This is a genomic window from Thermomonospora cellulosilytica (assembly GCF_014138835.1).
GTDB classification, from domain to species: domain Bacteria; phylum Actinomycetota; class Actinomycetes; order Streptosporangiales; family Streptosporangiaceae; genus Thermomonospora; species Thermomonospora amylolytica.
On record NZ_JACJII010000001.1, the window covers coordinates 4,748,626 to 4,773,087 of the forward strand.

Here is a 24,462-nt window from a genome sequence, read left to right on the forward strand (position 1 = left end):
TCTTCCACTGGGTGGAAGGCCGGTGTTCGCCCGCGGTCCGCCCGGCGGCAGGATTCCGGGGAGACCTTCCCCCGGACGAGGAGAACGCATGCGGACCGAACGCACCCAGGTGGCGATCGTCGGCGCGGGACCCGCCGGCCTGCTGCTGTCGCACCTGCTGCACCGGCGCGGGATCGGCTCGGTGGTCCTGGAGATCCGCAGCCGCGAGTACGTGGAACGGCGGGTGCGCGCCGGAGTGCTGGAGCAGGGCACCGTCGACACCCTCATGGAGGCCGGCGTCGGCGAGCGGATGGCCCGTGAGGGGCTGCCGCACCACGGGATCGAGCTGCGGTACGGCGGCAGGGGGCACCGCATCGCGTTCGAGAGGCTCGTGCCGGGCCGCCGCATCACCGTCTACGGGCAGCAGGAGGTTGTCAAGGACCTGATCGCCGCCCGGCTGGCCGACGGGGGCCGCATCGACTTCGAGGTCTCCGACGTGGCGGTGCACGACATCGACACCGACGCCCCCTCGGTGACCTACGTGGACGCCTCCGGCGAGCGGGTGCGGCTGGAGTGCGACGTGATCGCCGGGTGCGACGGGTTCCACGGGGTGACCCGCCCGTCCATCCCCGAGGGCGTGCTCACCGTCTACGAGCGCGACTACCCGTTCGCCTGGCTGGGCGTCCTGGCGCGGGTGCGGCCGTCGGCCGAGGAGCTGATCTACGCCCGCACCGAACGCGGGTTCGCGCTGCACAGCATGCGCTCGTCCGAGGTCAGCCGCTTCTACCTGCAGGTGGAGCCGGACGAGGGCCTGGAGGCGTGGCCGGACGAGCGGATCTGGGCCGAGCTGAAGACCCGGCTGGAGACCGTCCCCGGCTTCACCCTGGAGACCGGCCCGATCATGGAGAAGGGCATCACCCCGATGCGCAGCTTCGTGGTCGAGCCCATGCAGTACGGCCGGCTCTACCTGGCGGGCGACGCCGCCCACATCGTCCCGCCGACCGGCGCCAAGGGCCTGAACCTGGCGGTCGCCGACGTGCGGGTGCTGACCGAGGCGCTGGTCGCCTGGTTCCGCACCGGGTCGGCCGAGCTGCTGGAGGGCTACTCGCGGGCCTGCCTCAAGCGGGTCTGGCGGGCCCAGCACTTCTCCTGGTGGATGACGACCCTGCTGCACACGTTCGACAGCGACGACGCCTACGGGCGGCGGCTGCAGCTGTCGTACCTGGACTACGTCACCTCCTCGGAGGCCGCGGCCACCACCCTCGCCGAGAACTACGTGGGCCTGCCGTTCGAAAAGGGGCCGCATGACTGACGGGCTGCTGTCACCGGTACGGGCGGGCACCGCCGCCGAGACGGCCACCGCCGACGAGGCGTGGCTGCGGGCGCTGCTGGACGCCGAGACCGCGCTGGCCCGCGCCCAGGAACGGCTCGGCGTCCTGCCGCCCGGCGCCGCCGAGGAGGTCGCCCGCGCCGCCCGCGCCATCACCGACCCGGCGGAACTGGCCGTCCGGGCGCGCGGCGCGGGCAACCCGGTGGTGGCCATCGCCGCCGACCTGCGCGCCGCCGCCCCGCACGCCCACCACGGATCGACCAGCCAGGACATCGTCGACACCGCCGCGATGCTGGTGGCGTCCCGCACCCGCGCGCTGATCCTGGCCGACCTGGACCGCACCTGCGCCGCCCTGGCGGACCTGGCCGAACGGCACCGCACCACCCCCATGGCCGGGCGCACCCTGGGGCAGCAGGCGATGCCGACCACGTTCGGGCTCAAGGCCGCGGGCTGGCTGCTGGGCTGCCTGCAGGCCCGGCGGCGGCTGGCGGCCGTCGCGCTGCCGGTGCAGCTCGGCGGCGCCGCCGGGACCATGGCCGGGTACGGGGACCGCGCCCTGGAACTGCTGCCGCTGTACGCCGAGGAGACCGGGCTGGAGGAGCCGGTGCTGCCCTGGCACACCGTCCGCACCCCGGTGGTGGAGCTGGGGGCGGCGCTGGCGCAGGCCGCCGGGGCGCTCGGCAAGATCGGCACCGATGTGCTGCTGCTGGCCCAGTCCGAGGTCGGCGAGGCGGCCGAGCCCGCCGCGCCCGGCCGGGGCGGCTCGTCGGCCATGCCGCACAAGCGCAACCCGGTGCTGGCGACGATGATCCGCTCCGCCGCGCTGCAGGTGCCCGCCCAGGCGTCGGTGCTGCTGGCCGCCGCGGGAGGCGCCGCCCACGAACGCCCGGCGGGGGAGTGGCACGCCGAATGGCAGCCGCTGCGCGACTGCCTGCGGCTGACCGGCGGGGCCGCCGCGACCGCCGCCGAGCTGACCGGGGGCCTGGAGGTCTTCCCCGACCGGATGAAGGAGAACCTGGACCGGCTGCTGGCCACCCTCGGCGAGCACGGGGCCGACCCCGGAACCGGCCCCGCCCCGGCCCTGGTGGACCGGGCGCTGGCGGCCTGGCGGGCGGAGGGCGGGACGGCCGCGTCATGACCGCCGCCACGCCGCAGCGCCGCCCGATCGGGGTCACCGCCAAGGTCATCGCGATCCTGGAGGCGTTCACCGGCATGCCGCCCGGGGACGGCGGGCTCACCCTCACCGAGATCTGCCGGCGGGCCGGGCTGCCGCTGGCCACCGGGCACCGGCTGGTCGGCGAGCTGACCGCCGGCGGGTTCCTGGAGCGCTCCGCCGACGGCGCCTACCGGATCGGGCTGCGGCTGTGGCGGATCGCCACCCGGACCCCGGTCGCCGCCGGGCTGCGCGAGCTGGCGCTGCCGCACATGGAGGACCTGTACGCCGCCACCCAGGAGAACGTCCAGCTCGCCGTGCTCCGCGAGGGCCGCGCGCTGTACATCGAACGGCTGCGCGGCCCCCGTTCGGTCCCGATCGTCACCCGGGTCGGCGCCGAGCTGCCGCTGCACGCCACCGGGGTCGGCAAGGTGCTGCTGGCGTTCGCCGACCCGGCCCGGCAGGAGGAGATCATCGCCGCGGGCCTGCCCGCGCACACCGCCCACACCATCACCGACCCCGATCGGCTGCGCACCGAGCTGGCCGAGGTCCGCCGCCAGGGCTACGCGCTCACCCGCGAGGAGATGACCCTGGGCTCCTGCTCGGTGGCGGCCCCGGTCCGCGACGGCCGCTGCCGGGTGATCGCGGCGATCTCCCTGGTCGCCCGCAGCGGCGCCACCGACCCGCGCCGCCTGGCCCCCACCGTGCTGACCGCCGCCCGGGCCCTGTCCCGCGACATCGCCACCGCCTGGCCCGACATCCCCTGACCGTTCCGTGGTTCCGCGGCCGGCGGAGCAGAACGCCGCCGGTCCCGGGGCCGAGCGCCCCGGGACCGGCGGATCCGCGTCGTTCGGATCAGGCTTTCTGGCAGGTGGTGCCGTTGAGGGCGAACGCCTGGGGTGGGGAGGTGTCGCCGGTGTGGGTGGCCTGGAAGCCGATGGACACCGAGCCTCCGGGGGCGATGGCGGCGTTCCAGGCGGCGTTGGTGGCGGTGACCTGCCCGCTGGAGGGGCGGTAGGTGGCGTTCCAGCCGCCGGTGATGGTCTGCCCGGCGGGCAGGGTGAAGGCCAGCGACCAGCCGTTCACCGCCGCCGTCGAGGTGTTGGTGATCGTGATCGACGCGGTGAAACCGCTGTTCCAGGCGTTCACCTGGTACGACACCCGGCACGCCCCCGGCGGATCCGGGTCCGGGTCCGGCTCGCTCGTGCCGCCCAGGGCCTCCAGGGTGGAGTGGTAGGCGGGCTTCTTGGCGTACTGCTCGTCGAACAGCAGCGCCGCGCCCTGACCGGGGAACACGTCGGGGATCCAGGAGTACCGGTCCGTGATGCCCCACACCGTGATCGACGTGCAGCGGGACACCGCCAGGCAGGCCTCCACGACCTTGCGGTAGTCGGCGGCCTGCGCCTGCAGGTTCGCCGCGCTCGGCGGGGTGGGCATCCGGATGTCCAGCTCGGTGATGTTGACGTCCACGCCCAGGTCGGCGAACCGCTGCAGGTTCTGCCGCATGTCGCCGGGCACCTGGCCGACGATCAGGTGGGCCTGGAAGCCGACGCAGTCGATCGGCACCCCGCGGGCCTTGAAGTCCCGCACCATCGCGTAGATCGCGTCGCTCTTGGCGTTGATCCCGTCGGTGGAGTAGTCGTTGTAGCAGAGCTTGGCGGACGGGTCGGCGGCCCGCGCGGCCCGGAACGCCTCCTCGATGTAGGAGTCCCCGATCCGCTGCTGGAAGACCGACTGGCGCCGCGACCCGCCCTCGAACGCCTCGTTCACCACGTCCCAGTAGGCGATCTTGCCCCGGTAGTGGCCGGCGACGTTGGCGATGTGGTCGCGCATCACCGTCAGCAGTTCGCTGCCGGAGGTGATGTTCTGCACCCAGGACGGCAGCTGGCTGTGCCAGACCAGCGTGTGCCCCCGCACCGCCATGCCACGTGCGCGGGCGCGCTCGACGATGGCGTCGGCGGCGGTGTAGTCGAACGAGCCCCGGGTCCGCTGGACGGTCTCCCACTTCATCTCGTTCTCCGGCGTCACGCCGTTGAACTCGGTGTCGAGGACGCGGGCGTAGTCGGCCTCGCCGAGGCGGTGACCCGCCACGGCGGCGCCGAACACCCGGCCGTGCTCGGCGGCGGCGGCCCCGAGCGTGGCGGCCTCGGCCGCCGCCGGTCCCGGCACGGCCAGGCCGGTCAGCCCGGCCGGCACGGCCAGCGCCGCGGCGGCCAGGAGCCGCAGGGCGCGTCGTTTCATCGTTTCCTCCCAGGGGTGAGCGGGCGCCCGATTGTTCGGCGGGCGCCGCCCGGGGGTCAACGAAGCGGCCGGGCGGCGGTGAATCTTTCATGGCCCCGGCGGTCGCACCGGTATCGGCGCACGGCGGTGTTCCGCCTGCTGAGCCGCCATCCGGCGGAGCACGGCGGACGCATGCCCAATGGCGGCGGGTTTTCGGATCGGCGCGGGGTTCCTACCTTTCGGAGTGCGCTCAGCGGTCGCGCCCAAAAGGAGGATCCCCGGATGAGATTTCGTCCCCTCGCGGTACTCGCCGCCCTGGCCGCCGCGTTGCTCGTACCCGCCGTCCCCGCGCACGCCGCGACGGGACTGCGGGTGAGCGGCACGGACATCGTCGAGGCCAACGGCAACCGGTTCGTGATGCGCGGCGTGAGCCACCCGCACGCCTGGTACACGTCCCAGACCGGCGCGTTCGCCGACATCAAGAAGATGGGCGCCAACACCGTGCGGGTGGTGCTCAGCGGCGGGCGGTGGACGGCCAACGGCGCCGCCGACGTCGCGAACGTGGTGTCGCTGTGCAAGCGCAACCGGCTGATCTGCGTGCTGGAGAACCACGACACCACCGGCTACGGCGAGCAGGAGGGGGCCCGGACGCTGGCGCAGGCGGTGGACTACTGGCTCGGCCTCAAGGACGTGCTGGCCGGGCAGGAGAACTACGTCGTCATCAACATCGGCAACGAGCCGTTCGGCAACAACGCCGTCACCCCCGGCTGGACCGAGGCCACCACCGACGCGATCCGCCGGCTGCGCGCCGCCGGATTCGAGCACCTGCTGATGGTGGACGCGCCGAACTGGGGCCAGGACTGGCGGTTCACCATGCGCGACAACGCCCGTACCGTCTTCGACGCCGACCCGGCGCGCAACACCGTGTTCTCGGTCCACATGTACGGGGTGTTCGACACCGCCGCCGAGGTCACCGCCTACCTCGACGCGTTCGACCGGGCGGGGCTGCCGCTGGTGGTCGGCGAGTTCGGGCACAACCACTCCGACGGCGACCCCGACGAGAACACGATCATGGCCGAGGCGCAGGCCCGCGGCGTCGGCTACATCGGCTGGTCGTGGAGCGGCAACGGCGGCGGCGTCGAGTACCTCGACATGGTGAACGGCTTCAACGCCGCCAGCCTCACCCCGTGGGGCGAGCGGATCTTCAACGGCCCGAACGGCATCCGCCAGACCGCCCGCGAGGCGACCGTCTACGAGGGGCAGCAGCCGCCGGACGACCCGCCGCCCACCTCCTCCTGCCGGGTGTCGTACCAGGTGAACGCCTGGAACAGCGGTTTCACCGCGTCGATCACGATCACCAACACCTCGACGGCGGCGGTGAACGGCTGGTCGCTGGCCTTCACCCTGCCCGCCGGGCAGACCATCACCGGCGGCTGGAACGCCACCTACCGCCCCTCCAGCGGGCAGGTCACCGCCACCAACGCCGCCTGGAACGCCGCCATCGCCCCCGGAGGCTCGGTGTCCATCGGCTTCCAGGCCACCCACACCGGCGACACCTCCGCCCCCGCACAGTTCGCCCTCAACGGCACCACCTGCGGAAAGGGCTGACCGGAAAGGCCGACTCGGCGCCTTCCGGGAACCCGGCGGTTGTGGGGTTCGGTGTCGGAACGCGCCGGATGAGATCTGACGCGCACGGCGGGCCGAGCGCCGAGCCGGCGGAGGCGGAGATCCGCACCGACCGGCCGGTCTCGGCCCGCCGTGCGGGACTGCCGGCTGGGCGGCGGGCCGGTCAGGAGCCCCAGACCTCTTCGGCGACCTCGACGATCAGACGGAGCTTGGCGGCCTGTTCCTCGCGGGTGAGGGCGTTGCCCTCGACGGTGGAGGAGAAGCCGCACTGGGGGGACAGGCAGATCTGCTCGACGGGGACGTGGCGGGAGGCCTCCTCGATGCGGCGCTTGAGGTGGTCCTTGCTCTCCAGCTCGCCGCGCTTGGTGGTGACCAGGCCGAGGACGACCTGCTTGCCCTTGGGGACGAAGCGCAGGGGCTCGAAGCCGCCGGAGCGCTCGTCGTCGTACTCCAGGAAGAAGCCGTCCACGTTCAGCTCGTTGAACAGCGCCTCGGCGACGAAGTCGTAGCCGCCCTCGGCGGTCCAGGAGGAGCGGAAGTTGCCGCGGCACATGTGGGTGGTGACCGCCATGCCCTCGGGACGGCCGGCCAGCGCGTCGTTGAGCTGCTTGATGTAGCGCAGGTGCAGGTGGTCGGCGTCGTCGCCGCGCTCGGCGATCATCCGCCGCTGCGCCGGGTCGTTCAGGTACGCCAGGCTGGTGTCGTCGAACTGCAGGTAGCGGCAGCCCAGCTCGCCGAGCCGGCGGACCTGCTCGGCGTAGGCGGCCGACAGGTCCGACCAGAACTCCTCGATGTCGGGGTAGACGTCCGGGTCGATCGCGGCCGGGCCGCCCCGGTAGTGGACCATGTTCGGCGACGGGATGGTCAGCTTCGGGGTCACCCCGGTGCCGGCCAGCTCGTCGCGCAGGAACGCGAACGCGTCGGCGAAGATCGTCTCCTCCAGCCGCACCCTGTCGTGCACCCGCAGCGCGGCGGTGGTGAACTCGATGTCGCCCTCGGCGTTGTGGAACCTCACCTTGATCTGCTCGTCGGTGGGGCTGATCCCGCCCAGGCCGTAGATGAAGTCCATGTGCCAGGAGGTGCGGCGGAACTCGCCGTCGGTGGCCGACCGCAGGCCCGCCTCCCGCTGCAGCGCGATCACCTCGCGGATCGCGGCGTCCTCGATCTCGCGGAGCCGGTCCCGGTCGATCCGCCCGGCGGCGGCGTCGGCCCGCGCCGCCAGCAGCTCCGGCGGGCGCAGCAGGCTTCCGACGTGGTCGGCGCGGAACGGCGGGGTCTGGCGCATGGCGGTCTCCTTCGACGCATGGGGTGGCTGCGGCGCGCCCGGCGAGACACGAATCTAGGCACGTGCGTCACGACCGTCAATGATGTGACGAACGTCGACCCCGGACGGGTCTAGCGCGCCGCGGCGTCCGCCGTGGCCTCCCGCTCGTCCGCCAGATGCTCGGCGAGCACGGCCCGCTGGGTGACGCGGGCCCGCGCGAGCAGGTCCCGGCCGGCGTCGGTCAGCGAGACGAAGACGGCGCGCCGGTCGTCGGGGCACATGCCGCGTTCCACCAGCCCGGCGCGCTCCAGCCGGGCCACGGTGCGGGACAGGGCGCTCTGGCTGAGGTACATGTCGGCGCCCAGGCGGTGCATCTTGCACTTGTCGGCGCCGGTCTCGGCGAGCCGGTCGAGGGCCTCGAACTCGCTCATCCCGATGCCGTGCGTGTCCTGCAGCGCCCGATCCAGGGCGCACGAGACCCGGCTGTAGCAGCCGAGCAGCGCGCGCCACCGCCGGACGATCTCCTCTTCGTCCGTGCCGGTCATGCCCGGACTCTACCATGCTGGCGCAACTTATGCATCTGCATTTTATGCGTGGACATTTGATGCGTGTGCATGTAAGTTCCCGTGGCATGACCGCGACAGTCACCCGGACCCCCCGGGACAACTCCTCCTTCACCGATCACCCCGACGAACGCCAGCGCTGGCCGGCCCGGCTGTGGGCGCTGCTGGTCGTGCTGTCCCTGGTGCTGTTCCTGGACGGCCTGGACGTCTCGATGGTCGGCGTGGCGCTGCCGTCGATCGGCGCCGAACTCGGCCTGGGCACCGCCAGCCTGCAGTGGATCGTCAGCGGGTACGTGCTCGGCTACGGCGGGCTGCTGCTGCTCGGCGGGCGCACCGCCGACCTGCTGGGCCGCCGCCGGGTCTTCCTGACCGCGCTGGCGGTGTTCGCGCTGGCCTCGCTGCTCGGCGGGCTGGTCGACTCCGGCCCGCTGCTCATCGCCACCCGCTTCATCAAGGGCGTCAGCGCCGCCTTCACCGCTCCCACCGGGCTGAGCATCATCACCACCACGTTCGCCGAGGGCCGCGCCCGCAACAAGGCGCTGTCGATCTACACCGTCTTCGGCGCCAGCGGCTACTCCTCCGGCCTGATCCTCGGCGGGCTGATGACCGGCATCGGCTGGCGGTGGACGTTCCTGATGCCGGTGCCGATCGCCCTCGCCGCGCTGGCCGCCGCCTACGTGCTGGTGCCCCGCGACAAGCCGGCCGCCGGCGGCGGATACGACCTGTGGGGCGCGGTGACCTCCACCGGCGCGATGCTGCTGCTGGTCTACAACCTGGTGTCGGCCCCCGAACGCGGCTGGGCGGACCCGCTGACGATCGGCCTGTTCGCCGCGTCCGCCGCGCTGCTGGCCGCGTTCGTGGCGGTCGAGCGGCGGCTGGCGCACCCGCTGGTGCGGCTGGGCATCCTGCGCACCGGCAGCCTGGTGCGGGCCAACCTGGCGATCGTCGCGCTGTTCGGCTCCTACCTGTCGTTCCAGTTCATCGTCACGCTCTACCTGCAGGACGTGCTCGGCTGGGAGCCGCTGACGATGGCGCTGGCGCTGCTGCCCGCCGGCCTGCTGGTCGCGCTGAGCGCCCCGTTCGCCGGGGGGATGATCGACCGGTTCGGCACCGCCCGGTTCATCGTCGCCGGGCTGGTCTCGCTGGTCGCCGGGTACCTGCTGTTCCTGCCGATCGGCACCGCCCCGGTGTACGCCACCGCCATCCTGCCGAGCGTGCTGCTGCTGGGCGCCGGGTTCGCGCTCGGCTTCCCGTCCATCAGCGTGCAGGCCACCTCCGGCATCCACGACGACGAGCAGGGGCTGGCCGCGGGCCTGGTCAACACCTCCGGCCAGGTCGGCGCGGCGCTGGTGCTCGCCGTCACCACCGCGCTCATCTCCACCACCGGCGAGGGCGCGGCCGCCTCGGCGGAGGACATGCTGGACGCCTTCCGGCCGGGCCTGGTCTTCGTGACGTTCGTGGCGCTGGCGGGACTGGCCGTGGCCGTCCTGCCGCTGCTGCGCCGCCGCCGCGCCGTGGCCGTCCCCGCGGCGGTGGCGGCCGAGGAGATCTGACCCGCGGCCACCATCGGGGGCAGGGACGCGGCCGGGCGGCCGCGTCCCTTTTCCGTACGGTGAACACTCGGCGAACGCCCGCCGACCCCCGCCGGACCGGTGGCACCCCGCGCCCGGATGGATCATCGTGTGCGTACGGGGCGAACCGGGGCGGAGGCGGCGGAGCATGACAGTGGCCAAGAGGTCGGCCGGACGGGGCGAGCGGGGGCGGGCGGCGCGTTCCGCGCGGGCTGCGCGGAACGCCGCGCCGTGGGCGGTCGGCGGGCTCACCGCCGTGGTCACCGCGCTGACGATGTCCCTGGACCTGGTGTCGCTGCCGACCCAGGCCCAGGCGGCGATCATGGCCGGGGTCACCGTGCTGGCCGGGACGGTCGCCTGGCTGTCCCAGCGCGGCGCCGCCGGGCGGGAGCCCGAACCGGTCGCCGGGCCCGCCGCCGAGGGCGCCCCGCCAGCCCAGCTCCCGCCGGTGATCTCCCACTTCACCGGCCGGGACGCGCTGCTGGCCGACCTGCACGAGCTGTTCGCCGACACCGCCCCCCGCCGCCGGGCCAAGGCGCCCGCCCGCACCGCGCCGCACGTGGTGTCGATCCACGGCCCCGCCGGGGTCGGCAAGTCGGCGCTGGTCACCCGGTTCGCCCACGAGATCGCCGACCGCTACCCCGACGGCCAGCTGTACTTCGACCTGCGCGGCGGCCGGGACGCCCGGGTCCGGCCCGAGGAGGTGCTGACCGGCTTCCTGCTGGCGCTGGGGGTCCGGCTGACCACCGACCCGGGCGGGCTGGCCGACCTGCAGAAGCTGTGGTGGAGCTGGGCGCACGGCAAGCGGATCCTGGTCTTCCTGGACAACGCCCGGGACGCCGAGCAGGTGCAGGCGATCATCCCGCCCGAGCCGCGCTGCGCCGTGCTGGTCACCTCCCGCCAGCCGCTGTACCTGCGCAACACCCACGACCGGCGGCTGCACGAGTTCACCGAGTCGCAGGGCATCGAGCTGCTGGCCCGGCTGGCCGGGGACGACCGGGTCGCCGCCGACCTGCCCGCCGCGGTGGAGGTGGTGGAGCTGTGCGGGCACCTGCCGCTGGCGATCAGCATCTGCGGCGGGCGGCTGGCCGCCCGCGCCTCCTGGACGCTGCGCGAGATGGCCGGCCGGCTGGCCGACGAGAGCCGCGACCGGCTCGACGAGCTGGAGGTCGCCGAGCAGATCGACAAGAGCGTCCGCGCCTCGCTGCGGCTGTCGTACGAGGACTGCACCGCCGCCCAGCGGCGGCTGCTGCGCTCGTTCGCCCTGCTGGCCGCGCCCGACGTGCAGGGCTGGGCGGCGGGGGAGCTGCTGGGCGCGTCCCCGCTGGAGGGCGAGGACCTGCTGGAGGCGCTGGTGGACGCCCAGCTGGTGGAGTACTCCGGCCGGGACGCCACCGGCGGGACCCGCTACCGGATGCACGACCTGGTCCGGCTGTTCGCCCGGGAGCGGGCCGAGCAGGAGGACACGCCCGAGCGGCGCCGGCAGGCGGTGGAACGGGTGATCGACGGCTACCGGGAACGGGCCGAGCAGGTGGCCGCCGCCCGCTGGCCGCAGGACTGGCAGCGGCAGGCCCGCCCCCGGCCCCCCGACCCCGGCGGCGCGACCGCGATGGACTGGCTGGGCAGCGAGCGCCTGGCGCTGCTGGCGCTCCTCGGGCAGGCCGCCGAGCTGGAGGCGTGGACGCCGGTGTGGCGGCTGGGCCGGGCGGCGTGCTCGCTGTTCCACTCGCTGCGGGTGTTCTGGCAGGAGTGGCGGGACGTCGCCGAGCTGACCTGCCGGGCCGCCCGGCGGCTGGACGACCCCCGCGCCCTGGGCATCGCGCTGCTGGAGCGGTCGGCCGTGCTCGGCGGCCAGGGCCGGCTCACCGAGGCCGAGGCCGACGCCCGCGAGGCCCTGCGGCTGTTCGAGGAGCTGCGGGAACGCTGGTGGACCGCGCGGGCGCTGCGGGCGGTCGGCATGACGCTGCGCAACGCCGGCAACCTGGACGAGGCCCAGCGGTACCTCGAACGCGCCGTCGAGACGTTCCGGGAGGACGGCGACCAGTGGTGGCTCGCCCGCACCCAGCGCAACCTCGGCGAGCTGTGGCAGGCGCAGCGCCGCTACACCGAGGCCCGCGAGCTGCTGGAACAGGCGCTGGCGACGTTCCAGGCCAACGGCAACGCCTACTCCTACGCCCAGTCGCTGCGCGCCCTCGGCGAGGTGATGGCCGCCGAGGCCCGCGACCTGGCCGCCCGCGACCGGGTCCGGCAGGCCGAGGGCAGGTTCGTGCAGGCCGCGGCGATCCTGGAACGGGCCGCCGAGGCGTTCCGGCTGCGCCACGAGCAGTGGGAGGAGGCCCGCTGCCTGCGTGCCGCCGGGGAGGTCGGCGACCACCGCAACGGGCTGCGGGAGCTGGCGTTCGTCTCCCGCGCCGAGGAGATGCTGGCCGCGCTCGGCGACACCTGGGGCGTGGCGCGCACCCGGCTGTCGGTCGGCCGCGCCCTGGACCGCCTGGACCGCAAGGACGAGGCGGTGGCGGCCATCGAGTCGGCGGTCGAGTCGTTCCGTTCATTGGAAGATCGCTGGTGGGAGGCCCGCGCCCTGCGTACGTTGGCCGAGGTGCTGCTGGGCGCGGGACGCGCCGGGCAGGCCGTCCGTCCCGCCGGGCAGGCACTGGAGATCTACCGCGCGCTCGGCGACGAGGCGGGCGCGACGCAGGCCCAGGCCGTGCTCGACCGGGCGCTCGGCGTCCGGTGAGATAGTGGGAAAGCACCCTGACCAGGGAGGACATATGGTTCACGAGGTCCGCGGCGTGGTGGCCAAGGCCAAGGGACAACCGGTGTCGATCGAGACGGTGCTGGTCCCCGACCCCGGGCCCGGCGAGGCGCTGGTGAGGGTGCAGGCCTGCGGGGTGTGCCACACCGACCTGCACTACCGCGAGGGCGGCATCAACGACGAGTTCCCGTTCCTGCTCGGCCACGAGGCCGCCGGGACGGTCGAGGCCGTGGGGGAGGGCGTCACCGAGGTCGCGCCCGGCGACTACGTGATCCTCAACTGGCGGGCGGTGTGCGGGCAGTGCCGCGCCTGCCTGCGGGGCCGCCCCTGGTACTGCTTCAACACCCACAACGCCGGGCAGAAGATGACCCTCGCCGACGGCACCGAGCTGTCGCCCGCCCTGGGCATCGGCGCGTTCGCGGAGAAGACGCTGGTGGCCGCCGGGCAGTGCACCAAGGTCGATCCGCAGGCCGACCCGGCCGCGGCGGGCCTGCTGGGCTGCGGGGTGATGGCCGGGATCGGCGCCGCCATCAACACCGGGGGAGTGACCCGCGGGGACAGCGTCGCGGTGATCGGCTGCGGCGGCGTGGGCGACGCGGCCATCGCGGGCGCCCGGCTGGCCGGCGCGGCGAGGATCATCGCCGTCGACGTGGACGACCGCAAGCTGGAGTGGGCCAGGGGCTTCGGCGCCACCCACACCGTCAACTCCGCCGAGACCGACCCGGTCGAGGCGATCCGCGAGCTGACCGGAGGGTTCGGCGCGGACGTGGTGATCGAGGCCGTCGGCCGCCCGGAGACCTACGAGCAGGCGTTCTACGCCCGCGACCTGGCCGGGACCGTGGTGCTGGTGGGCGTGCCGACCCCGGAGATGAGGATCGAGCTGCCGCTGCTGGAGGTCTTCGGCCGCGGCGGGGCGCTCAAGTCCTCCTGGTACGGCGACTGCCTGCCCTCGCGGGACTTCCCGATGCTCATCGACCTGTACCGGCAGGGCCGGCTGGACCTGGACGCGTTCGTCACCGAGAAGATCGGCCTGGACGACGTGGAGGCCGCGTTCGACAAGATGCACTCCGGCGACGTGCTGCGCTCGGTGGTGATCCTGTGAGCGTCGAGCACCTCATCACCTCGGGCCAGTTCACCCTGGACGGCGGCACCTGGGACGTCGACAACAACGTCTGGCTGATCGGCGACGACCGCGAGGTCGTCGTGATCGACGCCGCCCACGACGCCGGCGCCATCGCCGACACGGTCGGCGACCGGGAGCTGAAGGCGATCGTCTGCACGCACGCCCACAACGACCACGTCAACGCCGCCGCGGCCCTGGCCGACCGGACCGGCGCGCCGATCTGGCTGCACCCGGCCGACGCCCCGCTGTGGGAGATGGTCCACCCGGACCGCAGGCCCGACCGGGACCTGGCCGACGGCGACGAGATCGCCGTGGCGGGCACCACCCTGAAGGTCCTGCACACCCCGGGGCACGCCCCCGGCGCGATCTGCCTGTACGCCCCGGACCTGTCGACCGTGTTCACCGGCGACACCCTGTTCAACGGGGGACCGGGCGCGACGGGGCGGTCGTTCTCGGACTTCGGGACGATCATCACCTCGATCCGGGAACGGCTGCTCACCCTGCCCGGCGACACGATCGTGCGGACCGGGCACGGCCAGGACACCGCCATCGGGGCCGAGGCGCCGCACCTGGAGGAGTGGATCGCCCGCGGCCACTAGCACCGGCGACATTGCGGCCGGAAACCGACCGCAATCGTCCCTAGCGTGGAGCCCGAGAACACAGGCTCCGCGAAGGGGGACCGGGATGCCGGACGGCCAGGTCATCGGGCAACGCGCGCTGAACCGCGCCACGCTGGCCCGCCAGATGCTGCTGGAGCGCTCGGCGCTGCCGGTGACCGAGGTGATCGAACGGCTCGCGGGGCTGCAGGCGCAGACTCCGCACTCCTGGTACCTCGGCCTGTGGAACCGCGTGGCCGGTTTCCGGCCCGAGCAGGCGGCCGATCTGCTGCCGTCGCGGGAGGCGGTGCGGATCGCGCTGATGCGGTCGACCATCCACCTGGTCACCGCCCGCGACTGCCGGTGGCTGCGGCCCCTGGTGCAGGTCGTCATCGAACGCGGCACCCTCGGCGCGTTCGGCAGGGACCTGGCGGGCCTGGACCGGGCCGAGGTCGCCGCGGTGGGCCGGGCGCTGGTCGAGGAGCGGCCGCTGACCCCGGCCGCGCTGGGCGCCCGGCTCGCCGAGCACGGCCGGGCGGCCGGCTGGGGTGAACGGCCCGCCGCGTCGCTGGCCCAGGCCATCCGCATGTGGGTGCCGCTCGTGCAGGTCCCCCCGCGCGGCGTGTGGGGCAGGAGCGGGCCGGTCGCGCACACCAGCGCCGAGTCCTGGCTGGGCGCGCCGCTGGCCGAGGACCCGCCGGTGGAGGACCTGGTGCTGCGCTACCTGGCCGCGTTCGGGCCCGCCTCGGTCAAGGACGTCCAGACCTGGTCCGGGCTGACCCGGCTGCGCGAGGTCGTCGAACGGCTCCGGCCCCGGCTGGTGACGTTCCGCGCCGAGGACGGGCGGGAGCTGTTCGACCTGCCGGACGCGCCCCGGCCGGACCCCGGCGTTCCGGCCCCGGTCCGGTTCATGTACGACTTCGACAACCTGTTCCTGTCCCACGCCGACCGCACCCGCGTGATCACCCCCGCGTACCGCCGGCAGGTCTTCCCCCGCAACGTCCAGCCGTGCCTGCTGCTGGTCGACGGGGTCACCGAGGGCGTCTGGAAGATCGTCCGCGACCGGGACGCCGCGACCCTCGTGGTCAGGCCGTTCCGCCGGCTGACCCGCGCCGAGTACACCGAGGTCGCCGAGGAGGGGGCGCGGATGCTGGAGTTCGCCGAGGCGGACGCGGCGTTCCGCGACGTGCGTTTCATCGCCCATGACTCCGACGAGACGCCCTGGACGGCGGGCCTGCGCTGACCCGCCGGCGAGAGGACACGTTTGGGGTGTCCTTTATGCGGTAGTTGGTGGTGGTGTTCATGCTGAGACCCCCCGGGGTGTACCGGCCTCAAGGCGACACCGCCCTGCTGATGAAGGCCCTGCGCGAAGCGGCGATCCCTCCGGGAGCGCGCGTTCTGGACCTGTGCACCGGCACGGGCGCGGTCGCCGTGGCCGCCGCCCTGTGGGGTGCGCGGCATGTCACCGCCGTCGACGTGTCCGCCCGCGCCGTGCTCGCCGCCCGCGCCAACGCCGCGCTGCGCCGCCTGCCGGTCCGCGTGCTGCGCGGCGACCTGGCCGAGCCGGTCGCCGGCGAGCGCTTCGACCTGATCACCGCCAACCCGCCGTACGTGCCGTGCCGCGACGGCGAACCGCCCCGGCACGGCGCCGCCCGCGCCTGGGCCGCCGGGCCGCGCGGCCGGTCGCAGCTGGACCGGCTGTGCGCGTCCGCCCCGGCGCTGCTGAACCACGGCGGAACGATGCTGGTGGTGCACTCGGCCCTGTGCGGCGTGCAGGAGACCCTGGACGCGCTGCGCGACCGGGGGCTCAAGGCGTCGGTGGCGGCCCGGCGGCGCGAGCCGTTCGGCCCGGTCATGCACGCCCGCGCGGCCGAGCTGGAGGACGCCGGGCTGATCCGGCGCGGGCAGCGTTACGAGGAACTGGTGGTCATCCGTGCCGACCGAACCGAACCGCGCGGCTGAGCCGCGCCGCGTCGTCATCGAGCCCGGCGGTCCCATGCTCGTGGAGGGGCCGGTGGAGATCGTGCTGGACGACGGCGGCACCGTGGTCTGCGACCGCTTCATGGTGGCGCTGTGCACCTGCCGGCGCAGCCGCCGCTACCCGCTCTGCGACACCAGCCACCGCCGCCGCAGGCGGCCGGAGTCCTGACGCTCAGCCGTCCAGCGGACGCAGCAGCGAGGTCCGGCCCGCCCGCCAGCACTCCAGCACGTGCTCGCCGAACCGCTCCTCCAGCAGCTCGGTGGCCCGCACCCCGAACACCACGTCGGCGGCCAGGCCGGGCTCGCGGCGCAGCAGGTCCCCGATCACGTCGCGGCGCAGCACCTGCTCGTGCACCGCGTCCGCCTCGATGTGCTCGGTGTAGAAGGTCGTGCCGCGCGGCCCGACGCCCAGCCGTTCCAGCGCGGCGGCCATCCGGGCGGCGCTCGGCGCGGTGGTGATCTCGGCCGCCGCGAAGTGCCCCACCATCGCGCCGCGCAGCGCCCGGTGCAGCCCGAACAGCGACATCATGTTCACCGTCGCCAGCATCACCGCCGGAACGAGGTCCAGGTACCGCAGGTAGCCGTCGTCGAGGCCGACCTCGTCCATCAGGTCCGCGTACAGCTTCGAGTGCATCCGCGCGAAGCGCCCGCCGCCGTACTCGTCGAACTCCACCGCCACCAGCGACGCCTTGGCCTGCCCCCGCAGCCGGGGGATCAGCAGGGCGTGCGGGTCGGCCTCCTTGTGGTGGTAGATCGACCGGTGCACCAGGTACTCCCGCAGGTGCCACCACCGGCCCTCGTCCCGCAGGAAGTGCGAGACGCCCCGGCCGTCGACCGGCTCGACCAGCAGGTCCGCCAGCACGTCGTCCACGTCGTCGCCGCCGGGCACCCGGGCCCGCAGCTCGGCCAGGAACGCCTCCTCCATCGCCGCCCGCAGCCGCAGCAGCCCCGGCTCCCACTCCCACCGCGGATCCACCTCGCGGAACCCCTGGTAGTGCAGCTCGTAGGCGGTGTAGAGGGCCAGCTGCAGGTCCTCGCCCAGCGGGTCGGCGTCACCCGTCCCGGCCGGCAGGTCCACGGTTCCGGGGACCGACCGCAACGCCGACACCACCGCCTCCGACACCGGGCCGCGCGGTTCCGGAAGAGCGCACCCGGCGTCCACGGGAAGGGCGGTGTCAGCGGTCATCGTGCCTCCGTTTCGTCACGTTCGTCCGGCGGTGCTGCCTACCCGCTCGTCAGGCGACCATGCGCCCGGCGCGGTCTGCGTGATCAGCATCGCCACCGCGGCCTCGGCGGAGCCCGCCCGGCGCTGCCGCGCCGCTCCCGTGCCCGCCCGGCGGAGCATGTCCAGCCCCGACCGCACCTCGGCCAGATCCCCGGTGTCCTCGAGGTGGGGCCGGACATGGGCCACCAGGTCCGCCACCAGACGGGCGGCGGGCACCCGGACCTCCCGCACCGGATCCACTCCCGGCCCGTCCAGCCCGTACCGTGCCGCCGACCACACCGCCGCCGCGCACACCTGGTCGTCGACCCGCGGCGCCTCCCGGCCCGCCGCCAGGTCGTCCAGGGCACGGCGGACCAGGGCGCGGGTCAGCGCCGCCTGCAACACCGCCTCGTCCACCGTCGCGGCGGCGTCGGCGGCCCGCACCTCCACGGTCGGCAGTCGCGGCGACGGGCGGGCCAGCCAGAACGTCATCGCCGGATCCGCCAGCACCCCGGCCTCCACCAGCCGCTCCACCCGCCGGTCGTGGTCGGCCGCGTCGGAGAACCACGGCGGCACCCCCGCTCCGGGGAAGCGGGCCTGCTCCAGCATCCGCCAGCTCGCGTACCCGGTGTCCCGGCCCCGGTCGAACGGTGAGTTCACCGACAGCGCCAGCAACGTCGGCAGCCACGGCCGCAGGTGATTGACCACGGCCACCGCCGTCTCCCGGTCCTCCACGCCCACATGCACGTGGCAGCCGCACGACTGGTAACCGGCCACGACACCGGCGTACATGTCCGCGATGCGCGCGAACCGCTCGCCCTCGGTGAACGGCGGATCAGGGCAGGCCACCACCGGCGTGCCCGTGGACACCAGCCGCAGCCCCTCCGCCATCGCCGCCCCGGCCAGCCGCGACCGGCCCTCGTGGAGCTGACGCCGCAGGTCGTCCAGCCCGGTGCACACCCCCGTCACCGCCTCGACCTGCGTCTGCAGCAGCTCGGCGTGGAACCCGGCGCCCGGCGAGTGCGGAGGACGCCCGCCCGCCCGGGCCAGCACCTGCGGAGCCTTCGGCGCCGTCCGGCCGTCCACCGGATCCACGAGGAGGAACTCCTCCTCCACGCCCATGGTCGCCCCGGACACTCGTGCCCTCCGTACCTGTGGTGATCGGCGAGCGGGTCCTACCCGGCCGCCGCCGGGCCAACCGGCGCCCGATTTTGGCGTTCCATGCCTTTAGGCCCCTGATCCCCGGGTAGGGGGCGGGTCCGGTGCCGGACAGGAGCGCCGGATGTCCGCACACTCCAACGGAAGGACCCCGCCATGACGGACGTTTCGAGCCAGGGCTCCACGCCTGGTGACGAGCGACCGATCCTGACCAACCGCCAGGGCCATCCCGTCTACGACAACCAGAACCAGCGGACCGTCGGCGCCCGGGGACCGGCCACCCTGGAGAACTACCAGTTCCTGGAGAAGATCAGCCACTTCGACCGCGAGCGCATCCCCGAGCGGGTGGTGCACGCCCGCGGCGTGACCTCCTACGGCTTCTTCGAGGCGTACGGCAAGTGGGGCGACGAGCCGATCAGCCGCTACACCCGCGCCAAGCTGTTCCAGGAGGCCGGCAAACGCACCGACGTGGCGGTCCGGTTCTCCACCGTGATCGGGGGACGGGACTCCGCCGAGACCGCCCGCGACCCGCGCGGGTTCGCCGTCAAGTTCTACACCGAGGACGGCAACTGGGACCTGGTGGGCAACAACCTGGCCGTGTTCTTCATCCGGGACGCCATCAAGTTCCCCGACGTGATCCACGCCCTCAAGCCGGACCCGGTGACGTTCCGGCAGGACCCGAACCGGATCTTCGACTTCATGTCGCAGGTGCCCGAGTCCATGCACATGCTGGTCAACCTGTTCAGCCCGCGCGGCATCCCCGCCGACTACCGCCACATGCAGGGCTTCGGCGTCAACACCTACAAGTGGGTGAACCAGCAGGGCCGGACCCACCTGGTCAAGTACCACTGGATGCCCAAGCAGGGCGTGCGCAGCATGACCGAGGACGACGCGGCCGTCATCCAGGCCCGCGACCTGGGGCACGCCACCAGGGACCTGCACGAGGCGATCGACCGGGGCGACCACCCCGAGTGGGAGCTGCTCGTGCAGATCATGACCGACGAGGAGCACGCGGAGCTGGGCTTCGACCCGCTGGACGACACCAAGGTGTGGCCGGAGAACGAGTTCCCCGCCCTGCCGGTCGGCCGGATGGTGCTCAACCGCAACGTGGACAACAACTTCGCCGAGAACGAGCAGATCGCCTTCGGCACCGGCGTGCTGGTGGACGGCCTGGACTTCTCCGACGACAAGATGCTGGTGGGCCGGACCTTCTCCTACAGCGACACCCAGCGCTACCGGGTGGGGCCCAACTACCTGCAGCTGCCGGTCAACAGCCCCAAGAACGCCCAGGTGGCCACCAACCAGCGCGACGGCCAGATGACCTACGTCATCGACACCGGCGGGGAGAACCCGCACATCAACTACGAGCCGTCCCTGCGCGGCGGGCTCCGCGAGGCCGAGTTCGCCACCTCCGACGACCAGGGACCGGTCATCACCGGGCGGCTGACCCGCAAGCGGATCCCGCTCACCAACGACTACGAGCAGGCCGGCCAGCGCTACCTGCTGATGGAGCAGTGGGAGAAGGACGACCTGGTCAAGAACCTCGTCACCAACCTGTCCCAGTGCGACCGGGCCATCCAGGAGCGCATGGTGTGGCACTTCCTGATGTGCGAGGACGAGCTCGGCCTGCGGGTCGGCGACGGCCTGGGCATCTCGCCCGACGACGTCAAGCGGCTGGAGCCGCTGGCCAGCCAGACCCTCACCGACGAGGATCGGCGGCGGATGGCCAACCTCGGCAAGAACGGGCCGCGTGACGTCGCGGACCTCGAGATGACCCACTGCGTCCACAACGAGCGGGCGCAGCTCGCCGAGGCCATCTGAGCATCCGGCCCCCGGTTCGTTCCGGGACGACCGCGATCGGGGCGCACGGCACCCACCGTGCGCCCTCGCCGTGTCCGGGGTTTCCCGGAACTGGACCGTTGGTCGACTCCGTTGTCAGGCGATCTGTTGCGGTCAATGCATTTCCCGTTCGCCGGGAAAGCCTCGCAGTTCACGCTGGTCCACATCGTGACGTGAACTGGTCTGGTCCGATACCCGATGGGTCGTCAAGCGAGGGTAAAAACTGAAAAATTCATGATCCCCGGTCGCTCCTCGCCGCCACCGCCCCTCCGGCCTGCGGCGTCGTACCGGCCGAGCGCGGGGGACGGCGGCCGGCGTTAAGAGTTTTGCCGTCGGCCCCGACTGATCGCGCAGATCACCGGCCCGATGGTGAATCCCGTCGCCCGCCCTGCGGCGGGCAGGGAGATTTCACAACTGTTCACTCTGGCGGTGCACGGACGACTACAGCAAGATAAGGGCGGCGGTCGACGGTTTCCTGGAGTTGTGTGTGATGACGCAGCAGACCGAAGGACCGGGGGCGATTCTCGACGATGTCCTGCGCACGGGTCCCTTCGACCGGGCGCTGCATCTGGCGATCCAGGCACGGGGACTGAGCCTGGAACGCATCCACGCACGGCTGCGCAACCGCGGCGTGAACGTCAGCGTGGCGAGCCTGAGCTACTGGCAGCGCGGGCGGTGCCGTCCCGAGCGCCGCCAGTCGCTGCGGGCGGTGGAGGAGCTCGAGGAGATCCTCGGGCTGCCGCCCAAGTCCCTGATCGCGCTGCTGGGGCCGCGCCGGCCGCGCGGGCGCTGGCTGGGCAAGACCTCCGGCGCGCTGTCCTACCGGGACGTCTGCTCGGCCTATCCGGGGCTGCGTCCGCTGCTCGGCGACATCGGCGACCCGGTGGACGGGCAGCTGGAGACGCTCAGCCACCACGAGGTCTACACCGTCGGCCCCGACCACCGGGAACGTTCGGCCCGGTCGCGGATCGTGTTCCGGGCCCGCCGCGACGGCGTGGACCGGCACGTGGCGATCCACCACTGCGAGGGCGGTCCGCCCCCGGACGGGTTCAGCAGCGAGATGTGCCGGGTGGGCCGGGTGCGGGTCGGGCCGGACGACGGGCTGACCGCGGTGGAGCTGCTGTTCGACCATCCGCTGGCGGCGGGGGAGACGTACGTGGTGGAGTACGAGTTCTCCTGCGGCGGCGGGCAGCCGGAGGCCCACCGGTACGTGCGCGGGTTCCGGTTCCCCGCCCGCGAGTACCTGCTGCAGGTCCGGTTCGCCCCCGAGGCGACCCCGCGGCGCTGCTTCCGGATCTGGCAGCCCAACGTCGGCGCCGTCAGCACCGACGGGCAGGAGCTGCGGCTCAACACCTGGGACACGGTCCACCTGCTCGAGCACGAGGTCCGGCCCGGCCTGTACGGCATCCGCTGGGACTGGACCTGATCGCGCACCCCGCCCCGGGGCTATGCTGATCGCGACATGCGGGTGCCAACACCCGTGAACGCGTACGAGCCGGGCCTTCGGGGCGGTGGACCATCGATCTGGACGATCTCGACCGGCGGATCCTCGCGCTGATCCAGCGGGACGCCCGGCTGACCGCCGCGGAACTGGGCGAGCGGGTCGGCCTGTCGCCCTCGGCGGCGCACCGCCGGGTGCAGCGGCTGTGGCGGGACGGGGTCGTGCGGGCCCAGATCGCCGTGGTGGACCCGGCGGCGGCCGGCCGCCCGCTGACGATGATCGTCACCGTGGAGATCGACCGGCGCGGCCCGCAGGACCCGGCCGCGCTGGACCGCTGGCTGGCCGCCGAGCCCGCCGTGCAGCAGGCCTGGCAGGTCGCCGGGGACGCCGACTACACGCTGGTGGCCACCGCCCGGGACGCCGCCGGCTACCGGGCGTTCCTGCGGCGCCTGGTCGCCGAGAACCCGGCGGTCGTCAGGTGCCGGTCCGGCATGGTCCTGGAGACCGTCAAACGCGGGCTGGCCGTTCCGGTCGAGGACGACTGAGGACGGCCGGGGACTGCCGGTCAGCGCAGCGGGGCCACCGGGCCGTCCGGGCGCTCGCGGCGGGCCCGCACCACCGACTCGGTCAGCTCGGCCACGTCCCCCTCCGGCAGCCGCCGGTAGCCGTCGGCGGTGACCACCGCGATCACCGGGAAGATCCGGCGGATCAGGTCCGGCCCGGCGGTGGCCGAGTCGTCGTCGGCGGCGTCGTAGAGCGCCTGCACGCACACCGCCGCGGCGTCCTCCTCGGTCATGTCCGGGCGGTACAGCTTCTTGAGGGCGCCGCGGGCGAACGGGGACCCGGAGCCGTCGGCGTGGTAGTCCCGCGACTCCTGCGGCATCCCGGTGACGTCGTAGTTGTAGATCCGGCCCACGCCCGCGTCCAGGTCGTACCCGGCGAACAGCGGCACGACGGCCATCCCCTGCATGGCCATCCCGAGGTTGGCCCGCACGATCGCGCCGAGCCGGCGCGCCTTGCCCGGCAGCGACAGGGGGACGGACTGCAGCTTCTCGTAGTGCTCCAGCTCCACCTGCAGCAGCCGGATCATCTCCAGGCCCAGCCCCACGGTCCCGGCCATCGCCACCGCCGAGTACTCGTCGGCCGGGTAGACCTTCTCCAGGTCCTTCTGGGCGATCAGGTTCCCCGCGGTGGCCCGCCGGTCGCCGGCCACCATCACGCCGTCCCGGTAGGACAGCGCGAGGATGGTGGTGCCGTGCGGCAGGTCGGGCGCGTCCTCGACCCGGTTGACCGGCAGCAGCTCGGGCGCCGACCGGGCGATCAGGTCGACGAACGAGGTGGTGCCGACGGCGAGGAACTCCGCGGGAAGACCCTGACCGCCGTCGCCCGGACCGTGCATGCCGTCTCCTCCTCGTCGTGACGCCGCCGTCCTGATCTTCGCACGGCCCGGCGGGCGCTCGCACCCGGGCGGACCGCTAGCGGCGCATGGCCGCCGCCACCCCCAGGTACACCGGTGCGGCCAGGCAGAAGACCAGCCACGGCTCGGCCCACCGGGACGCCAGCGCGTACCCGGCGAACGCGGCGATCCCCACCAGCTCCGCGCCCAGCCCGCTCAGCGAGGTCACCGTGGCGCGGGTCCGGTCCGACAACCGGTCCTGCAGCCGGGCCTCGGCCGCCGCGATCGCCCACCGGAACGCCGCGTACGCCACCGCGATCGGCACGAATCCCGCCGGGCTCCGCGCGAACGCCCCGCCGGCCAGCAGCGCCGCCGCGATCGCCAGCGCCGCCGGGGCGGCCCGCGTGCCGCGCCCGGCCAGCCAGCCGCCGACCGCGGTGACCGCCACGACCAGCAGCATCAGCAGCGGAACGGTGGCGTCGGCGACCCCGGTCGCCTCGGCCAGCAGCGGGAGGTACTCGTCCAGCGCCGTCACCCCGGACAGCACCGCCACCAGCAGCACGGTGCGGCGGACGGCGGGCACCCGGCGCACCTCGCCCAGCCCCTCGCGCAGCAGGGCGCCGAAGCCCCCGCCGGACGGCTCGCGCCCGGTCCGATGTTCGGGGAACGTCAGCCCCACCGCCGCGCCGAGCACCGGCACGACGACGCTGGCCACCCCCACCGCCGTGTGCCCGCCCGCCGCGAGCACCAGCGCGGCCGCGCCGGTCGCCGCCATCTCCGCGGTGGTGCGGACCGCCTCGGCCCGGCCCACCAGCCGGGTGTAGCGGCCGGCGGCGCCCAGCCGGGCCATCTCCTCGTAGACCAGGGCCTCCAGGGCGCCCGAGCGCATCGCCACGCCCGCGCCCCACAGCACGAACCCCGCCGCGAACGCCGGATACGACGGCGCGAACGTCCATGTCGCGAACCCGGCCGCCACCACCAGCGGCGACCAGACCACCAGCCGCCGGCGGGAGAACCGGTCGGCCCACAGCCCCGACGGCACCTCGAGGAGGATCGTGGTGGCCGACCAGAGGACGAACAGGGACGAGATCTGCGCCCCCGACAGCCCGGTCCGCGCGAACAGCACGGCGTAGACCGGATACAGCAGGACGAAGTCCTCGCAGCACGCGTAGGCGTACAGCCGTACGGCGAGCCGGGACTCGGGCGAGGATCAATGTCGGCGTCTCATGCCCGTACTGTAGCCCGCCGCGGCCCGCCGGAGCGA

Annotated in this window: 21 protein-coding genes and 1 pseudogene; 15 read left to right on the forward strand and 7 right to left on the reverse strand. The window is 73.6% G+C overall.

All coding sequences use genetic code 11. The features are described from left to right. Positions 1-88: 88 nt before the first annotated feature. From pobA to HNR21_RS22230, 3 genes are read left to right on the forward strand one after another with little or no spacing between them, the layout of a single operon-like run. Positions 89-1,291 (forward strand): 4-hydroxybenzoate 3-monooxygenase, encoded by a 1,203-nt coding sequence (gene pobA / locus HNR21_RS22220; protein WP_182706715.1) that lies wholly within the window; start codon positions 89-91, stop codon positions 1,289-1,291. Next, complete coding sequence (locus tag HNR21_RS22225) at positions 1,284-2,447, forward strand: lyase family protein (RefSeq protein WP_182706716.1); 1,164 nt, start codon at positions 1,284-1,286, stop codon at positions 2,445-2,447. The genes pobA and HNR21_RS22225 overlap by 8 nt, the downstream gene beginning before the upstream one ends. After that, positions 2,444-3,229: an IclR family transcriptional regulator gene (locus HNR21_RS22230; RefSeq protein WP_182706717.1), complete on the forward strand. Its 786-nt coding sequence runs from the start codon at positions 2,444-2,446 to the stop codon at positions 3,227-3,229. Before HNR21_RS22225 ends, HNR21_RS22230 begins: the two co-directional genes overlap by 4 nt. An 88-nt stretch (positions 3,230-3,317) precedes the next feature. On the opposite strand, the gene HNR21_RS22235 is transcribed toward HNR21_RS22230, so the two are convergent. Beyond that, positions 3,318-4,703: a glycoside hydrolase family 10 protein gene (locus tag HNR21_RS22235; RefSeq protein ID WP_182706718.1), complete on the reverse strand. Its 1,386-nt coding sequence runs from the start codon at positions 4,701-4,703 to the stop codon at positions 3,318-3,320. 261 nt (positions 4,704-4,964) lie between these two features. On the opposite strand from HNR21_RS22235, the gene HNR21_RS22240 reads away from it, so the two are divergent. Further along, a complete protein-coding gene (locus tag HNR21_RS22240) occupies positions 4,965-6,290 on the forward strand; it encodes a cellulase family glycosylhydrolase (protein ID WP_182706719.1) in 1,326 nt (441 codons plus the stop codon). 181 nt (positions 6,291-6,471) lie between these two features. Here the strand turns inward: HNR21_RS22240 and HNR21_RS22245 are convergent, their stop codons facing one another. Then, complete coding sequence (locus tag HNR21_RS22245; RefSeq protein WP_182706720.1) at positions 6,472-7,593, reverse strand: 5-methyltetrahydropteroyltriglutamate--homocysteine S-methyltransferase; 1,122 nt, start codon at positions 7,591-7,593, stop codon at positions 6,472-6,474. A 110-nt stretch (positions 7,594-7,703) separates the two neighbouring features. Further along, positions 7,704-8,117: a MarR family winged helix-turn-helix transcriptional regulator gene (locus tag HNR21_RS22250; protein WP_182706721.1), complete on the reverse strand. Its 414-nt coding sequence runs from the start codon at positions 8,115-8,117 to the stop codon at positions 7,704-7,706. 86 nt (positions 8,118-8,203) lie between these two features. Between HNR21_RS22250 and HNR21_RS22255 the strand changes: the two genes are divergently transcribed. The 7 genes from HNR21_RS22255 to HNR21_RS22285 all read left to right on the forward strand — a co-directional run bounded on the left by HNR21_RS22255 (position 8,204) and on the right by HNR21_RS22285 (position 16,329). Then, positions 8,204-9,688: an MFS transporter gene (locus tag HNR21_RS22255; protein ID WP_220500254.1), complete on the forward strand. Its 1,485-nt coding sequence runs from the start codon at positions 8,204-8,206 to the stop codon at positions 9,686-9,688. A 166-nt stretch (positions 9,689-9,854) separates the two neighbouring features. Continuing rightward, on the forward strand, positions 9,855-12,443 hold the full coding sequence (locus HNR21_RS22260; RefSeq protein WP_182706723.1) for an ATP-binding protein: 2,589 nt from the start codon (positions 9,855-9,857) through the stop codon (positions 12,441-12,443). Positions 12,444-12,477: 34 nt separating this feature from the next. After that, positions 12,478-13,563 (forward strand): S-(hydroxymethyl)mycothiol dehydrogenase, encoded by a 1,086-nt coding sequence (locus HNR21_RS22265; RefSeq protein ID WP_182706724.1) that lies wholly within the window; start codon positions 12,478-12,480, stop codon positions 13,561-13,563. Then, a complete protein-coding gene (locus HNR21_RS22270; protein ID WP_119730383.1) occupies positions 13,560-14,183 on the forward strand; it encodes an MBL fold metallo-hydrolase in 624 nt (207 codons plus the stop codon). Before HNR21_RS22265 ends, HNR21_RS22270 begins: the two co-directional genes overlap by 4 nt. Before the next feature lie 85 nt (positions 14,184-14,268). Beyond that, positions 14,269-15,423: a winged helix DNA-binding domain-containing protein gene (locus HNR21_RS22275; protein WP_182706725.1), complete on the forward strand. Its 1,155-nt coding sequence runs from the start codon at positions 14,269-14,271 to the stop codon at positions 15,421-15,423. Positions 15,424-15,482: 59 nt separating this feature from the next. Further along, entirely contained in the window at positions 15,483-16,142 is a 660-nt protein-coding gene (locus HNR21_RS22280; protein ID WP_220500255.1) for a HemK2/MTQ2 family protein methyltransferase, read from the forward strand. Next, positions 16,114-16,329 carry a CDGSH iron-sulfur domain-containing protein gene (locus HNR21_RS22285; RefSeq protein ID WP_119730385.1) on the forward strand — a complete coding sequence of 72 codons (216 nt, stop codon included), beginning with the start codon at positions 16,114-16,116 and terminating at the stop codon, positions 16,327-16,329. Before HNR21_RS22280 ends, HNR21_RS22285 begins: the two co-directional genes overlap by 29 nt. 3 nt (positions 16,330-16,332) lie before the next feature. Here the strand turns inward: HNR21_RS22285 and HNR21_RS22290 are convergent, their stop codons facing one another. Next, entirely contained in the window at positions 16,333-17,346 is a 1,014-nt protein-coding gene (locus HNR21_RS22290; protein WP_182706726.1) for an iron-containing redox enzyme family protein, read from the reverse strand. Positions 17,347-17,361: 15 nt separating this feature from the next. Further along, a complete protein-coding gene (locus HNR21_RS22295) occupies positions 17,362-18,501 on the reverse strand; it encodes a carboxylate-amine ligase (RefSeq protein ID WP_312881164.1) in 1,140 nt (379 codons plus the stop codon). Positions 18,502-18,678: 177 nt separating this feature from the next. Between HNR21_RS22295 and HNR21_RS22300 the strand changes: the two genes are divergently transcribed. From HNR21_RS22300 to HNR21_RS22310, 4 genes and pseudogenes are all read left to right on the forward strand, one after another. Next, on the forward strand, positions 18,679-20,343 hold the full coding sequence (locus HNR21_RS22300; RefSeq protein ID WP_182706727.1) for a catalase: 1,665 nt from the start codon (positions 18,679-18,681) through the stop codon (positions 20,341-20,343). Between the two features lie 508 nt (positions 20,344-20,851). After that, positions 20,852-21,787: a helix-turn-helix domain-containing protein gene (locus HNR21_RS22305; RefSeq protein WP_182706728.1), complete on the forward strand. Its 936-nt coding sequence runs from the start codon at positions 20,852-20,854 to the stop codon at positions 21,785-21,787. 98 nt (positions 21,788-21,885) lie between these two features. After that, a pseudogene (locus HNR21_RS36655) lies at positions 21,886-22,020 on the forward strand (winged helix-turn-helix transcriptional regulator); the annotation flags it as partial. A gap of 3 nt (positions 22,021-22,023) precedes the next feature. Beyond that, a complete protein-coding gene (locus tag HNR21_RS22310; RefSeq protein WP_220500256.1) occupies positions 22,024-22,347 on the forward strand; it encodes an Lrp/AsnC family transcriptional regulator in 324 nt (107 codons plus the stop codon). 20 nt (positions 22,348-22,367) lie between these two features. Here the strand turns inward: HNR21_RS22310 and prcB are convergent, their stop codons facing one another. Next, positions 22,368-23,201 (reverse strand): proteasome subunit beta, encoded by an 834-nt coding sequence (gene prcB, locus HNR21_RS22315; protein WP_182706729.1) that lies wholly within the window; start codon positions 23,199-23,201, stop codon positions 22,368-22,370. Between the two features lie 76 nt (positions 23,202-23,277). Beyond that, entirely contained in the window at positions 23,278-24,378 is a 1,101-nt protein-coding gene (locus HNR21_RS22320) for an MFS transporter (protein ID WP_312881578.1), read from the reverse strand. Positions 24,379-24,462: the final 84 nt, after the last annotated feature.